This window comes from Haloleucobacter albus (assembly GCF_052492075.1).
The window spans coordinates 25,591-40,212 of sequence record NZ_JBQWAS010000030.1 but is presented as its reverse complement, the minus strand read 5'-3'; the positions used below and the strand labels follow the sequence as shown (position 1 = coordinate 40,212).

Genomic DNA, 14,622 nt, shown 5'->3' with positions numbered 1-14,622 from the left:
GCCCCGCTGCCCCGAAAAACCTCAGCGGAACAAACCTCAACGGAACATGGCCAGACGCTGCGCCGCGCTGTTTTCCGTCTCCGCCTCCAGCAACAGGGAGGCTTCGGCCATCGGCATGGGGCGGTAGAACAGGAAGCCTTGCGCATAATGGCACCCGCGCCGACGCAGAAAATGCGCCTGCCCATGGGTTTCCACGCCTTCCGCCACCACACGCAGGCGCAGATCCTGCGCCAGTTCGATCACCGTTCGCACAATGGCAGTATCGAAAGGATCGCTCTCAATATCCTTCACGAACCCCCGGTCGATCTTGATGACATCAATCGGCAACTGCTTCAGATGCACAAGAGAAGCGTAGCCGGTGCCAAAATCATCAAATGACACCCCCACCCCGGCCGCGCGCAACTCTTCCAGAATGCCGCGCACCTGCGACAAATCCTGCCCCATAAACACGGTTTCGGTGATTTCCACCTCGAAATGGGCCGGGTCCACCCCGCCCTCGCGGAACTGATCCAGCAGACTGACGGCCAGATCCTTGTGGGTGAACTGCGCTGCGGAAAGATTGATGGCGATACGACCGCAAGACAACCCGCCGGCGATCCAGCCCTGCACATCCTGCGTCACCTTCCGCACCATGCGCTCGCCAATCAGCTCCGCCAGTTCCGGGTCGGACAGGGCCAGAGGAAAGGCCGCCGGCCCCAGCACCGGCTTTCCCGGTGGATGCCAGCGCACCAGAGCCTCAAACCCTTCCAGCCGGCCCGTGGCGAGGGACACCTTGGGCTGATAATAGGGGATGATCTCATCACGCTCGAGAGCGGCCGTAATGTCCTGCTTCTGGCTCAGGCGGGTCTGCACCGCCTGGCGCAAGGCCGGCATGTAACACATGGAGCGGTTGCCGCCCTGCTGCTTGGCCGCATGCAGGGCAAGATCCGCATCTTTCATCAGGTCGCCATAGATACGGTCATGCTCCGGGCAGGATGCAATGCCGATGCTGGCCTGCGCAACCAGCCTCCACCCTTCATGGGTCATGGGCCGGCGCAGTTCGGTCGCAATGGAACGCGCCAGTTGTTCGCCCTGCTGAAGCGCGCCCGGAGCCACCAGCATGACGATGAACTCATCGCCCCCCAGCCGCGCAACCAGCCCCTTGTTCCCCACCAGTTCCACGAGGCGATGCGCCGATTCCCGCAGCACGGCATCTCCGGCATCGTGGCCCTGCCCGTCATTCACATCCTTCAGCCGGTCCAGATCCACCAGGAGCAGGCAGACGCTCTGCTCCGGCTGGCGCTGCTCAAGCGCGGCCTGCAAACTCTCCTGAAAGGCGGTGCGGTTGGGCAGGCCGGTGAGGGCATCATGAAGGGCAGCATAGCGGATCTTCTGTTCCACAGCGATGCGCTCGGTCACATCCACCATGGCGGCGACAAGGCTGGGATAGCCTCCCATGCGCACATATTGGGCCACCAGAACCACGGTGCGCACCTCACCACTGGCCAGCCGGATGGGAACCTCGAAATCCGTGACCCGCCCCTCCTTGCGCAGCCGGGCCACCAGTATTTCGCGAACATCCGGCTGCACATAGATCTCACTGCACCGCAACGCGGCGAATGCCTCCTCCGGCCCGCCATAGAAGCGATACGCCGCGGCATTGAATTTCAGCATGCGCCCATCGGCAAGCCGGGTCACGACAAGAGGCAGAGGCACGGCCTGAAAGGTCTGCTCCAGCCGGTTTTCGCTCTCGCGCAGCTGGATATTCGCCCGGCGCTCGGCCTGAACGGCCTCCCACTGCCGGCGTTCCAGATGATTGGTGCGCAACACGATCAGGATCAGCCCGATATTGAGCCCCACCACCGCCAAAAGCAAAGACATGGAGGCGGCCCATTCCGGGATGAAAGACAGATAACTGGCCAGAAGTACGGCGCTGCTCCCCGCCCCGCCCAGCAGGCGCAGCGGGAAGGAGATGGGCACGCCAAGATAGAAGGTGCAAGGCAGCAGCAGCACTGCGAACAACGCCATATCATCCGGCACACTTACAAACAGGGCGCCAGCCAGCGTCACCATCCATTCCCATGCGACAGAGAGAGCTTCAAGAACGGCCGGCTGCTTCACCCAGCGCGTCGCCACCAGGCACAGCAGGCTCACCCCGCTGCTGATGAGAAGAGCGGCCATGGTCACCGCCTGCGCTTCCGCCTGCTCGGCGGCAGACAGCCCCTCCGCGCCATCCGTGCGCAGAATCAGCGGCATGAAGACAAGACTCAGGACCAGAACCAGCAGAAACAGGATGCGGGCATGTCTGAGATCCCCAGCGAAACGCGCCTGACGAAAATGGACTTCGCGCGCGCGATCAACGAACGCCCCCCCAAACATGCTGAGGCCCAAGATTCCGGAACCCGTATCCCGCCCCATATCCGTCGCTCCCCATCTGCTGCGCGGAATGATAGCGGGACAAAAATCATTCGGAAACAATGATGCGCACGCAGGGGTTGCTTTTCGCATGTCCGAACACCCACCCTGCACACAAGCCGCTTTCGGTCGCCGACTCATCTGCGAGATGTCTGGTCTGGACGCCCGGCCATGGCTATATGGCGAGGCCCGATGGTCGCGCCCTCTGCCCGACCATGCCCAGCAGGAGCCGGCCAATGCTTCGGAACAAGCGCATCCTCCTCGTCATTGGCGGGGGTATTGCAGCCTATAAATGCCTTGAGCTGATCCGCCGCCTGAAAGAGCGCGGCGCCACCGTGCGCACCATTCTCACCCCCTCCGCCCAGCAATTCGTGACCCCGCTCGCCGTGGGCGCGATCAGCGGGGAGCGGGTGTTCACCGATCTGTTCGACCTGACCGCCGAGCACGATATCGGCCATATCCGCCTCTCGCGGGAGGCGGACCTCGTGGTGGTGGCTCCGGCCACGGCGGACCTGATGGCACGCATGGCGCACGGCCGCGCCGATGATCTGGCGACAACGGCGCTGATTGCCACAGACAAGCCTGTTCTGATGGCTCCGGCCATGAATCCGCGCATGTGGGGACATCCGGCCACCCGGCGCAATCTGGCGCTGCTGGAGGCGGATGGCATCATGCGCATCGGCCCCAATGCCGGAGCGATGGCCGAGCGGGGCGAATTCGGCGAAGGGCGCATGGCCGAGCCGATGGAGATTCTGGCCGCCATTGAGGCCCATTTCAATGCTGCGGCTGGCGGGGCGGAGAACACCCTTCTGGCTGGCAAACGCATTCTCATCACCTCCGGCCCCACCCATGAGCCGATTGATCCGGTGCGCTTCATCGCCAACCGCTCCTCCGGCAAGCAGGGCCACGCCATTGCGGCGGCGGCGGCAGCGGCCGGGGCGGATGTGACGCTGGTTTCCGGGCCGGTGGAAATTGCCGATCCACCCGGCGTACGCACCCTGCATGTGGAAAGCGCCCGCCAGATGCTGGCTGCCGTGGATGAAAACCTGCCAGCCGATGTCGCCATCTTCACCGCCGCCGTGGCCGACTGGCGGGTCGCGGACGCCTCGGACCAGAAGATCAAGAAGGGTCCGCAGGGCATCCCCACCCTGCAACTGGTGGAAAACCCGGACATTCTCGCCACGGTTTCCCGCCATGCCACGCTGCGCCCACATCTGGTGGTGGGTTTCGCCGCCGAGACCGAGCATGTGCTGGACCATGCCCGCGCCAAGCTCGCCCGCAAGGGGTGCGATCTCATCGTCGCCAATGATGTCTCGCCCGCAGGCGGGGTGATGGGCGGTGACAGCAACACCGTTCATCTGGTGAGCGCCACGGGCGTGGAAGACTGGCCCACCGCTTCCAAGGCGGAGGTCGCCCGGCGGCTCGTGCACCATATTTCCACCCTTCTGAACGCCCCGACCGAAGGACAAGCCTGATGACCGGCTCCCCCACACAGCCCATGCCCCTCATCGTTCCGGTGCAATGCCTGCCTCATGGAGAGGGCCTGCCCCTTCCCGCACAGGCCAGCGCCGGCGCGGCGGGTCTGGATCTGCCCGCCGCCATCGCCGAGGGAGAAGAGCTGGTGCTGGAACCGGGGCGTTTTCTAGCTGTGCCCACCGGGCTGGCCCTGGCCCTGCCGCAAGGTTTTGAAGGGCAGGTGCGCCCGCGCTCCGGCCTGGCGCTGAAGCATGGCGTGACCGTGCTGAACGCCCCCGGCACCGTGGATGCGGATTATCGCGGTGAGGTGAAGGTCATCCTCATCAATCATGGGCCGGAAGCCTTCACCATCACGCGTGGCATGCGCATCGCCCAACTGGTGATTGCGCCCGTGATACAAATAATGCTGGAAAATTCTGGGAATTTGGATAAAACTGCACGCGGTTCCGGTGGTTTTGGTTCAACAGGGCTATCCGGTCTGTAGAGTCAGCAGCAGTTACAGCCTCATGCCGCGTTTATCTGACAAAAGCCTTCTCGCCATCGCCGCCGTGGTGGATGTAGCCATTCATGCCCGTGGCGCGCCTGTGGCCGCCAAGGCGCTGGCGGCCCGCCACAGCCTGCCGCCCCGCCGGCTGGAGCCGGTCTTGCAGGCGCTGGTTCATGCCGGCGTGCTGAAGGGTGTGCGTGGCCCGCGCGGCGGCTATGAGCTGGCCCGCGAGCGCAGACGCATTTCCGTGGCGCAAATCGTGCGGGTGGTCGAGGGCTCCGAGGATGAGAAGGACATCATCCTCCCCGTCCTTGTCTCGGAAGTGGTTCAGCCTGCCGTTGCCGCCGCCGAAAGCACCTTCGACGCCGCACTGGATGAAGTGACGCTGGAGGATCTGTGTCGCTCTGCCGATACCAGCGGCCACGGCCCCGAGCCTGAGCGTATTGATTTTACCATCTGAGCCTGTCTTTCAGACAATCCGGCAACAGGACCGGAGCACAGGCACAGTTCTGACATTCAAGGAGACACCCCATGGCTGACAGCGCCAAGATCGTTTCCGCCGCCTCCCACCGTCCGGGCCGGGGCAGAATCTATGATTCCATCACCGAGACCGTCGGCAACACGCCGCTGGTGCGGCTGAAGCGCCTGCCCGCTTTGCGCGGCGCCAAGGCCGAGATTCTCGCCAAGCTCGAATTCTTCAATCCCCTCAACAGCGTCAAGGACCGCATCGGCGTCGCCATGATCGAGGCGATGGAGAGGGAAGGCGTCCTCGATGCCGATACCGTGTTGGTGGAGCCCACCTCCGGCAATACCGGCATCGCGCTGGCCTTCGTGGCTGCTTCGCGTGGCTACCGGCTGATGCTGGTGATGCCCGAGAGCATGTCCATCGAGCGCCGCAAGATGCTGGCCCTGCTGGGCGCTGAACTGGTGCTCACCCCCGCCAGCCAGGGCATGAAGGGCGCTGTCACCAAGGCCGAGCAGCTTCTGGAAGAACTGCCCAAGGCGGTGATGCCGCAGCAGTTCCGCAACAAGGCCAACCCGGCCATTCACCGTTCCACCACGGCAGAGGAAATCTGGAACGATACCCAGGGCCATGTGGATGCGGTGGTATCCGGCGTCGGCACCGGCGGCACGCTCACCGGCATCGGCCAGGTACTGAAGGAGCGCAAGCCCGGCCTGCGCATGGTGGCGGTGGAGCCGGAGGATTCCCCCGTGCTCTCCGGCGGCGCACCCGGCCCGCACAAGATCCAGGGCATTGGCGCGGGCTTCGTGCCGGCCGTTCTGGAACGCGCCATCATCGACGAGGTGGTGACGGTCGGCAACCAGACCGCCTTTGACACCGCCCGCGCCCTCGCGCGCTATGAAGGCATTGCCGGCGGCATTTCTTCTGGTGCGGCCGTGGCCGCCGCCATCGAAATCGCCCAACGCGACGATATGGCCGGCAAGCAGATTGTGGTTATCGTGCCTTCCTTCGCCGAGCGCTACCTCTCCACCGCCCTGTTTGAAGGGCTGTGAGAGCGCTGCCCTGATCGCAGATTGAGCACCAACCTTATCGCGCCGCCCGCAAGAACCTCTTCGGGCGGCGCATTGCGTTTTGTAACGCCACTTTTTCCCGTAAAGCGTGCGCGGGGTCGGCCCGGCATCACAGGGGCACTCCTCATGGCGAGGCTCAAGATGAAATGGCACAGGCATTTCCGGCCTGTCCTTTTCATGGAAGCGCGCCATCGGACTTTCTGCGGCCAAGGGCCGACAGCTGTCCTGAAGCATGCCTCTGCCGCTCATCCATCACACCCACAGGAACACCGCAGCTATGACTCGCGCCCATTGGAGCTCTGGGCATTGACCTGCCCGCACGCTCGGCCTACCTCCAAGGCAGGATGCTGAAGAGAGACCGCATCGTGCGCAGCACCGGCCTCTTCTTCCAGGAATGCGCCCGAGGATGCCCGCATGAATGACCACAGCCTGCCCGGAACCGACGCCCCTGCCCCGGTCGTGCCGGCCGAATTGCTGGAAGCCGGCCCGGCTCCGCGCCATCTCACCGTGGGGGTGCCGGTTGGTCAGGTCATGGTGGGTGGCGGCGCGCCTGTCGTCGTGCAATCCATGACCAACACCGATACGGCGGACATCATGTCCACCGTGCGGCAGGTGGCGGCGCTGGCGCGGGCCGGCTCGGAAATCGTGCGCATCACGGTGGATCGGGATGAGGCCGCGGCCGCCGTGCCGCATATCCATGAAAAGCTTCTGGCCATGGGCCTTGATGTGCCGCTGGTGGGTGATTTCCACTATATCGGCCACACGCTGCTGGCCAATCATCCGGCCTGTGCCGAGGCGCTGGCGAAATACCGCATCAATCCCGGCAATGTGGGCTTTGGAAACAAGAAGGACAGGCAGTTCGCCGCCATTGTGGAAACCGCCATCCGCCACGACAAGCCGGTGCGCATCGGCGCGAACTGGGGCTCTCTGGATGGCGAACTGCTCACCCGGCTGATGGATGAAAATGCGCGTCTGCCCCGGCCGGCGGAAGCGCGTGCCGTCACGCGGGAGGCGCTGGTGCGCTCAGCCCTGCTCTCGGCTGTGCTGGCGGAAGAAATCGGCCTGCCGCGCAATCGCATCATCCTGTCGGCCAAGGTGTCAGCGGTGCAGGATCTGATTACCGTTTATGGCGAACTGGCCCGCCGCTCCGATTATGCCCTGCATCTGGGGCTGACCGAGGCGGGCATGGGCTCCAAAGGCATTGTCGCCTCCTCCACTGCCATGGGCGTGCTGCTGCAACAGGGCATTGGCGACACCATCCGTGTCTCCCTCACCCCGGAGCCGGGTGGAGACCGCACCCGTGAGGTGCAGGTGGCGCAGGAAATGTTGCAGACCATGGGCCTGCGCACCTTCGTGCCACTGGTCGCCGCTTGCCCCGGTTGCGGACGCACCACCTCCACCGTGTTTCAGGAACTGGCGCAGAGTGTTCAGGCGATGATCCGCGAGGCCATGCCCCGCTGGAAACAGACCTATCCCGGTGTGGAAGCGCTGAATGTGGCGGTGATGGGCTGCATCGTGAACGGGCCGGGCGAATCCAAGCATGCCGATATCGGCATCTCCCTGCCCGGCACCGGCGAAAGCCCCGCCGCGCCCGTCTATATTGAGGGCCGCAAGGCCGCCACCCTGCGCGGACCCAATATTCAGGAAGATTTCCGCGCCATGGTGGAAGCCTATGTGGAGCAGCGCTTCGGCTTGGGCGACAAGGCCAGCGAAAGCAAGGCCGGCGCACCGGATGCGGCCGAACAGGCCCCCGGACCGGCCTGACCTTACGTTACGAAAATTTCATCTGGCCTGCCCTACCGCTGCCATTCCGGCCTGCCCATATCTGGAAGACCGAATGACCGGAGGCCCCTGAAGATGACCCCCGAGGAACGTGCCCTTATTGACGGCCTGTTCGAGCGTATCCGCAGTGTTGAAAGCCAGCAGCAGGACCCCGAGGCGCAGGATCTGATTTCCCGCCGCGTGGCAGAATCGCCTGTGGCCGCTTATGCGCTGGTCCAGAGTGTTCTGGTGCAGGATCACGCCCTTCAACAGGCCATGACCCGCGTGCAAGAGCTGGAAAGCCGGCTGGAACAGGCCGAAGCCCGCATCCTCGCGGCTGAAGAGCAGGCGCGGGAAGCAGCGCAGCAGCCCGCAGCCGGAGGTTTTCTGGGCGGGCTTCTGGGAGGCGGGCGCTCTTCGGTGCCCAATGCCGGAACGCGCGCCTCCGGGCCGGCCAGTGCAATGGCGGCACGCGCTCCAGCACCCGGAAACACCTCTGGAAAAGCGCCCATGGGCACGCCGCCCGGCTTCGGCCAGCGGAATGCGGCAGATGCGCAACGCCAGGCTTCCGGCCCGTGGGGCCAGCAAGGCGCACAGCAGGGGGGGCCGGCTTATGGCCAGCAGCCCCAGCGTGGCGGCATGATGGGCGGCGGTGGCGGCGGCTTCATGCAGAATGCGCTGGCCACGGCGGCCGGTGTGGCCGGTGGCGCACTGCTGTTCAGCGGCATCCAGAGCATGTTGTCTGGTGGTGAGGGCCCGGTGGCCCAGCAGGCCGCAGCCGAAACCGGCGCAGCAGATACACCCGCAGCGGCCGATGCCAGCGTTGCCGATGCCAGCGCCGCAGATACGGGTGGGGTGGAGGCCACACCCGCCGTGGATCACGCCATGGATGACGGGGGCTGGAACGCCGCCCCGCAGGAAGCCAGCCATGATGGTGGCGGCTGGGATGATTCCTCCCAATGGGATGATGGCGGCTTCGATGATGGGGGATTTGATGATGGGGGCTGGGCCTGACTCCGGTCACCCTCTCTTTCCCTGAACGTCCTGTTCGATTGACCTTTCCAAGTTTGATTGACCTCCCAAGTCCGACTGTTCCCGTGCATCCTTCCCGGTGCACGGGCTTTTCTTTTCGCTGCCCGCCCCGCTTGTTCCGAAGGCTTCCGCCTTGCTAAAGGTTTTCTCTCAAAGGGGAAACCGGTCCGCGACAGCAACAGGGAGGGCAGACAGATGACGCCATTTGGACGCCGCCTGCGGGAATTGCGTGCGGAACGCGGCGTGACGCTCACCGACATGGCCCTGGCTATCGGCGTCAGCCCCACCTATCTGTCTGCGCTGGAAAACGGCCGCCGCGGCAAGCCCACATGGGCGCTGGTTCAGCGCATCATCGCCTATTTCAATATCATCTGGGACGATGCCGAAGATTTGCAGCGCCTGGCCGAACTCTCCCAGCCCAAGGTCAGCGTGGATACAGGCGGCCTCAGCCCGGAAGCGACAGAGTTGGCCAATCTGCTGGCCAGAGAAATTCGCCATCTGCCGCATGAATCGGTAGCCGAGCTTCTGGGCCGTCTGAAAATTCTGTGCAAGCGACCGGGACGCTAAAAGCCCCCCCGGTTTCCGCCTCACCCTGAACCGGCGACCACGCGGAGCGACTGGCCCTGCGCCTTCTGCCAGGCCAGTCGCTTGCGATACAGCGTGGACGGCGCCAGATCCAGCGCACTGGCGGCCAGCGTCACATTGCCATCAAAGGCGGCGATCGCCTCCTCAATCACCCGCCGTTCCACCACCGCGAAGGGCTCAATCAGCCCCGCCTGTCTCGCCGCAACCGGCGCTTCCACGTATGCCCCCATGGCGGCGACATCCGCCTGAGAAAGAACCGGCCCGGCCCGCTCCGTCTCCATAATATCCTCATCCAGCAGACGCACAGGCACCACCGGCCCATCGCTCAGCACGACAACGCGGCGCATGAGATTTTGCAATTCACGCACATTGCCGCGCCAGTGCCGTTGCATCAGCGCGGCAGCCGCTTCGGCGCCCAGCCGCGGCATGGGGCGGCCTTCCTCGCCGGCGAAACGAGCCAGAAAAGCCTCCGCCAGTCGCAACACATCCTCGCCCCGCTCACGCAGCGGCGGCAGATGCAGATGCAGCACATGCAGGCGATAGAACAGATCTTCCCTCAAACGGCCCGCCCTGACCTCCGCCACCGGGTCCCGGTTGGTAGCGCATACAATGCGCACATCCACCTGTCGCTCATGCCCCTCGCCAATGCGCCGCACCCTGCCCTCTTGCAGAACGCGCAACAGCTTGGCCTGCAAGGCCAGATCCATTTCGCCGATCTCATCCAGAAAGAGCGTGCCGCCATCGGCCAGCTCCACCGCTCCGGCGCGGTCGGCATGCGCGCCGGTGAAAGCGCCACGCACATGGCCGAACATCTCGCTTTCCATCAGCTCTCGCGGAATGGCGCTGCAATTCACCGCATGAAAAGGCGCATCATGGCGCGGCGAACGGGCATGCACGGCGGCTGCGGCCAGCTCCTTACCGGTGCCGCTCTCACCTGTCACAAAAACGGGCGCGCGGGAGGACGCGATCCGGCCGATGCGCTCATAAATGCGGGCCATGGCGGGAGAACGTCCCAGAAAACCGCAAAAATCCGCGCCCTGCGCTGTGGTGGGCGCGCGCGTATCCGCCCGAAGGGCGCGACGCCTCTCACCCCGGTTCGTTCTGGCCACAGCCAGCAGGCGCTCCACCACCTCTTCCGCCCGCAAGGGCTTGAGCGCCACATCCTGCGCGCCGCTACGCATGGCCGCGACAGCCCCTGCCACCGAGCCCTGATCGAGCGCCGCCACAATGCCGCCCGCAAAACCCGCCGCAAGAAGGCGCTCCAGCCCGGCCTCTTCTCCCGGCATCAAGGCCACCAGCGCCACATCGGCACCCTTCACCAGCGCACAGGCCGCATCCAGCCCATCCGCCTCCAGAACATTCAGCAGCTCATGACGCCCCAGCGCCGCGCGCAAGACACGACGGGCCGCTGGGTCTGGATCACACAACAAGATGCGCAAACCTCTGGACGCGGCAATGCTGGAATTGAAACGCTCGGAAACGGGACAGCCGATCATCAAAATCTTGTCATGACAGAGGAGAGATCAAACATGAAAATACCCATCGGGGCGTAAACAAAACTTGAGCAACGCCTGAACAACTCTCGGGAAATTCCTGCCGGCCCATCGCCTGCTCTCATCCGCGCGGCGGCTTGCCCTCACCCGCGCGGCGGCTTGCCGGCCTCCAACGCCCCCGGCAGGCCGGCATCTTCCAGAACAACCAGAACCTGACGATATAATTCCGGCGTCGGCAGAAGGTGGCGTACCAGCCAGTGCACGGCTTCCGGGTTGCCGCCATCACCCTGCGTCAAGGTACGCACCAGCCTTTGCGCTTCCCCCTCACGCCCCAGCATATGCAGCGCCAGAACCTGAGCAATGCGGTTTTGCGGGCTGGGATGAAGGCTGAGTTGAGGCAAAAGGCTCCGCGCCGCAGGCACATCGTGTTTCAGAAAAGCCGCAAGCGCCAGATAGGCATCCTGCAAGGGCAGACGCGCAGCACCATGGGCGCGCGCCTGCATCAGCAGCGCCTCGCCCTCTTCCACCCGGCCGGCCCCGATAAACACCTGCCCGACCGTGGCGGCGACATCAAAATCCAGCGGGTTCAGCTGCAAAGCCCGCGCACCGGAGGCAAGAGCCGCAGCACTCTCCCCCAGAAACAACTGGGATTGCGCCAGGGTACGGGCGGCAAAGGCGCTGGAAGGCGCCAGATCCACGGCCAGTTCCGCCTCCCGAAGGATCAGCGCGGCCCCGGCCTCGGAAAGCGGCTCCGCCTGCCGCATCGCCTGATCCAGAAGGGCGGCGGCCCTTACAGCATGGCCCAGGGCAAATTCCCTGTCCCGCACGGTCAGTTCAGCCAGGCAATGCCCGGAAATATCCGGCTCGGCGCTGCCATCTCCCCGCAATATGGCGAAGGTTTCGGCAATGCAGCCAAAACCGGATTGCGGGGCCTGCGCCAATACCCGTGAACGGGCGCGCACCGGCACCACGCCATAATTTTCCATCAGCACGGTGGAAAGCTCGCGCACCACCGCCTGCTCCCCCCGCACATCTGCGGCATGGGTCGGGCCTTCCAGTGTACTGGACCAGATAATCACACCCGAACAACGGTCTGTCAGATGCAGCAGCAGAGTCGTGCCACCATCCGCACGGGGCACAGCCATGCCATTGAGGGAGAAGACCGAACGCGGCGCCGCATCGCTACATTCCCGGCGCACCTGATCCGCCCCGCTGCGGGCGCTGGCGCGCACATCCACAAAATCGAACTGGGCGAAAGCATCGCGCAGCCGCTCTTCCAGACGTCGCAACCCAGCGACATCCAGCGCGCTGGCAACCGCACCGTCCTGTCTGGCCCCGGCGGCAAGGCTCCACTCCCCCACTTCCACAATGGGTAGGCGAACACGATTTTGCGCCCGAGACGCGCCCCCCTCGCCGGCTGGCGTGGAAAACAGCCCTCGGGAAAAAAAGGACAAGGATGGCAGGCTCAGCATGGCCATGCCTGCCACCAGCCCGGCTGCCACATAGCCGGCAAGACGCCACCCGCTGGCCCGCCGAACCGGGCTGGCCTCGTCATCACGGGCAGGCACACCTTCCGGGGCTGAAACTGGTGCTGAAGATGGCCCTCTGCCCGGCTCTTCCGGCAGAGCGGCCGGCCCGCGCCCCGGCGGGGGCGGCACCGGCAACGCGCCCTCTTCCCCGGTCCCCGCCCCTGCGGGCATGGCCGGGAGAGGGGCGGCCGGCTCGACAGGCACAGATGACGTGGCAGGCAACGGCTCCAGCGTGGAGATGCGGTCTTCGAAGACCGGCACATATCCACCCTTGGGAATGAGGATACGCAGCGGGTCGGCCTGCCCATCCCCGCTATAATAGCTTTGCAGGGCCCGGCGCAGACGGGTCGCCTCCACCCGCACGATCGGGTCGGCCTGCGGATCGAAGGAGGACGGCCGGCCCAGCGCTTCCACCGCGATGGTGTAGCCCTTGATCTGCTCGGCCCGGCCGGCCAGGGTCGCCTCCACCACGAAACGCAGGAATGTCGCCAGACGCGGCGAACTGCGCAAATCATCAGAGACCAGCACCCGCTCCAGAGCAGCACGGACACAGGCCGCACGGGTGGTCACCGCCGCATCGGCGGGGAGGTTTTTCAGGCGGGCATCAGCAGGAGACCGACCATCAGGAGGGGGAAAGGCGGGCGCAGCCTGACGGGCCGGCGCAGAAGCTGCGGCCTGCTGCCCGTTACGCATGTCCTCCCCGGCGGGGTCCGGCGTATCCGGCCTGGTTGTCCCGTCATTCCCTATGGTCATGAAAACCTTGTCAACCAGAAGCGAAGGACATGCAAGCAGTACCTGCAAACGAGACCCGCTTGCGGATAAACGCCCGCATGACGCCCAAGGTTTGCGTGCAGAACCCCGGCTTGCCGGGCCTACAGCACATTTCCCCCATACAATGGCCCGGAAAAATGCTCTAGCCTGCGGGGTCAGCCCGGCCCAGCCAGATGCCCCCGCCGGGCCGCGCGCAAGGAGATGCTCCATGGTTCAGGATGAGATGCGTCCGGCAGTGGCGCCGAACGATCTGGATGCGTTCTGGATGCCTTTTACGGCCAACCGCGCCTTCAAGGCGCGCCCGCGCCTGATCGCCGGCGCGCAGGACATGCACTATTTCACCCCCGAAGGCCGCGCCATTCTGGATGGATGCGCCGGGCTGTGGTGCGTCAATCCCGGCCACAATCGCACCTCCATCGTGGAAGCCATCCGCACTGCGGCGTCCACGCTCGATTTTGGCCCCACCTTCCAGTATGGCCACCCGGACGCCTTCCGTCTGGCCAGCCGTATCGCCGCGCTCGCCCCCGGTGATCTCGATCATGTCTTCTTCTGCAATTCCGGCTCGGAAGCGGTGGATACGGCGCTGAAGATCGCGCTGGCTTATCACAATCTCAACGGGCATGGCTCCCGCACCCGGCTTATCGGACGAGAACGGGCCTATCATGGCGTTGGCTTTGGTGGCATTTCGGTAGGTGGCATCGTCACCAACCGGCGCAGCTACGGGCCCATGCTGCCGGGCACCGATCATCTGCGCACCACCTATGATCGCGAGCATCAGGCCTTCACCAAGGGCGAACCGGACCATGGCGCGCATTTCGCGGATGATCTGGAGCGGCTCGTGGCGCTGCATGACGCCTCCACCATCGCCGCGGTGATCGTGGAGCCCATGAGCGGCTCCACCGGCGTTCTGCCAGCACCGCGCGGCTATCTGCAACGGCTGCGTGAGATCTGCGACCGGCATGGCATTCTGCTGGTGTTTGATGAGGTCATCACCGGCTTTGGTCGGCTGGGTTTCGCCTTCGCCGCCGAGCGCTATGGCGTGGTGCCGGATATGATCACCTTCGCCAAGGGCGTCACCGCCGGGGCCGTGCCCATGGGCGGCGTGCTGGTGCGCAAACCCATTCATGATGCCTTCATGCAGGGCCCGCCCCACGCCATCGAACTGTTCCATGGTTATACCTATTCAGCCCATCCGCTGGCCTGCGCCGCCGGCCTCGCCACGCTGGATCTCTATGCCGACGAGGAGCTGTTCGCCCGCGCCCGTGCCATGGAGCCGGTGATGGCGGATGCCGCCATGAGCCTTTCCGAAATGCCCGGCGTGCTGGATATCCGCACAGTGGGCCTCACCGCCGCATTCGATCTCGCCCCGCGCGAGGGCGCACCCGGCGCGAAGGGCTATGAGGCGCTGGAGCGCGCCTTCCACGATGAAGGGCTGATGCTGCGCACTTCGGGCGATACGCTGGTGCTGGCTCCCCCGCTCATCATCTCCGAAGCACAGATCGCCGAGGCCGTCAGCAAGATCGCCCGGATCATCGGCCATCTCAACTGAAGCGCATGAACT

11 protein-coding genes are annotated in these 14,622 nt (G+C 64.9%); 8 read left to right on the top strand and 3 right to left on the bottom strand.

From position 1 onward, the window contains the following. Window positions 1-36: 36 nt before the first annotated feature. The gene (locus ACT6QH_RS13765; RefSeq protein WP_444975397.1) at window positions 37-2,358 is read right to left on the bottom strand and encodes a putative bifunctional diguanylate cyclase/phosphodiesterase; all 2,322 of its coding nucleotides are present in this window, start codon (window positions 2,356-2,358) and stop codon (window positions 37-39) included. Between the two features lie 272 nt (window positions 2,359-2,630). On the opposite strand from ACT6QH_RS13765, the gene coaBC reads away from it, so the two are divergent. From coaBC to ACT6QH_RS13730, 7 genes are all read left to right on the top strand, one after another. After that, window positions 2,631-3,869, top strand: coding sequence for a bifunctional phosphopantothenoylcysteine decarboxylase/phosphopantothenate--cysteine ligase CoaBC (coaBC, locus tag ACT6QH_RS13760; protein WP_444975396.1), 1,239 nt, complete (start codon window positions 2,631-2,633; stop codon window positions 3,867-3,869). Next, complete coding sequence (gene dut, locus ACT6QH_RS13755; RefSeq protein ID WP_444975395.1) at window positions 3,869-4,354, top strand: dUTP diphosphatase; 486 nt, start codon at window positions 3,869-3,871, stop codon at window positions 4,352-4,354. The genes coaBC and dut overlap by 1 nt, the downstream gene beginning before the upstream one ends. 22 nt (window positions 4,355-4,376) lie before the next feature. Further along, window positions 4,377-4,817, top strand: a complete 441-nt coding sequence (locus ACT6QH_RS13750; RefSeq protein WP_444975394.1) for an RrF2 family transcriptional regulator — start codon at window positions 4,377-4,379, stop codon at window positions 4,815-4,817. A gap of 71 nt (window positions 4,818-4,888) precedes the next feature. Then, a complete protein-coding gene (gene cysK, locus ACT6QH_RS13745; protein WP_444975393.1) occupies window positions 4,889-5,872 on the top strand; it encodes a cysteine synthase A in 984 nt (327 codons plus the stop codon). A gap of 432 nt (window positions 5,873-6,304) precedes the next feature. Then, window positions 6,305-7,654 carry a flavodoxin-dependent (E)-4-hydroxy-3-methylbut-2-enyl-diphosphate synthase gene (gene ispG / locus ACT6QH_RS13740; RefSeq protein ID WP_444975392.1) on the top strand — a complete coding sequence of 450 codons (1,350 nt, stop codon included), beginning with the start codon at window positions 6,305-6,307 and terminating at the stop codon, window positions 7,652-7,654. A gap of 93 nt (window positions 7,655-7,747) precedes the next feature. After that, complete coding sequence (locus tag ACT6QH_RS13735) at window positions 7,748-8,665, top strand: DUF2076 family protein (RefSeq protein WP_444975391.1); 918 nt, start codon at window positions 7,748-7,750, stop codon at window positions 8,663-8,665. A gap of 213 nt (window positions 8,666-8,878) precedes the next feature. Then, the gene (locus ACT6QH_RS13730) at window positions 8,879-9,250 is read left to right on the top strand and encodes a helix-turn-helix domain-containing protein (protein ID WP_444975390.1); all 372 of its coding nucleotides are present in this window, start codon (window positions 8,879-8,881) and stop codon (window positions 9,248-9,250) included. Between the two features lie 20 nt (window positions 9,251-9,270). Here the strand turns inward: ACT6QH_RS13730 and ACT6QH_RS13725 are convergent, their stop codons facing one another. Beyond that, the gene (locus ACT6QH_RS13725; RefSeq protein WP_444975389.1) at window positions 9,271-10,764 is read right to left on the bottom strand and encodes a sigma 54-interacting transcriptional regulator; all 1,494 of its coding nucleotides are present in this window, start codon (window positions 10,762-10,764) and stop codon (window positions 9,271-9,273) included. Between the two features lie 140 nt (window positions 10,765-10,904). Further along, entirely contained in the window at window positions 10,905-13,043 is a 2,139-nt protein-coding gene (locus tag ACT6QH_RS13720) for a tetratricopeptide repeat protein (RefSeq protein WP_444975388.1), read from the bottom strand. Window positions 13,044-13,269: 226 nt separating this feature from the next. Here ACT6QH_RS13720 and aptA point away from each other — a divergent pair, with 226 nt between their 5' ends. Continuing rightward, window positions 13,270-14,610 carry an omega-aminotransferase AptA gene (gene aptA, locus ACT6QH_RS13715; RefSeq protein WP_444975387.1) on the top strand — a complete coding sequence of 447 codons (1,341 nt, stop codon included), beginning with the start codon at window positions 13,270-13,272 and terminating at the stop codon, window positions 14,608-14,610. The last annotated feature ends 12 nt before the right edge of the window (window positions 14,611-14,622 follow it).

Bases quoted from the DNA above. Each gene is read 5' to 3' on its own strand.
- ACT6QH_RS13765 (WP_444975397.1), bottom strand. From the start codon at position 2,358: ATGTTTGGGGGGGCGTTCGTTGATCGCGCGCGCGAAGTCCATTTTCGT.
- dut (WP_444975395.1), top strand. From the start codon at position 3,869: ATGACCGGCTCCCCCACACAGCCCATGCCCCTCATCGTTCCGGTGCAA.
- ACT6QH_RS13730 (WP_444975390.1), top strand. From the start codon at position 8,879: ATGACGCCATTTGGACGCCGCCTGCGGGAATTGCGTGCGGAACGCGGC.
- aptA (WP_444975387.1), top strand. From the start codon at position 13,270: ATGGTTCAGGATGAGATGCGTCCGGCAGTGGCGCCGAACGATCTGGAT.
- ispG (WP_444975392.1), top strand. From the start codon at position 6,305: ATGAATGACCACAGCCTGCCCGGAACCGACGCCCCTGCCCCGGTCGTG.
- ACT6QH_RS13720 (WP_444975388.1), bottom strand. From the start codon at position 13,043: ATGACCATAGGGAATGACGGGACAACCAGGCCGGATACGCCGGACCCC.
- cysK (WP_444975393.1), top strand. From the start codon at position 4,889: ATGGCTGACAGCGCCAAGATCGTTTCCGCCGCCTCCCACCGTCCGGGC.
- ACT6QH_RS13735 (WP_444975391.1), top strand. From the start codon at position 7,748: ATGACCCCCGAGGAACGTGCCCTTATTGACGGCCTGTTCGAGCGTATC.
- ACT6QH_RS13750 (WP_444975394.1), top strand. From the start codon at position 4,377: ATGCCGCGTTTATCTGACAAAAGCCTTCTCGCCATCGCCGCCGTGGTG.
- coaBC (WP_444975396.1), top strand. From the start codon at position 2,631: ATGCTTCGGAACAAGCGCATCCTCCTCGTCATTGGCGGGGGTATTGCA.
- ACT6QH_RS13725 (WP_444975389.1), bottom strand. From the start codon at position 10,764: ATGATCGGCTGTCCCGTTTCCGAGCGTTTCAATTCCAGCATTGCCGCG.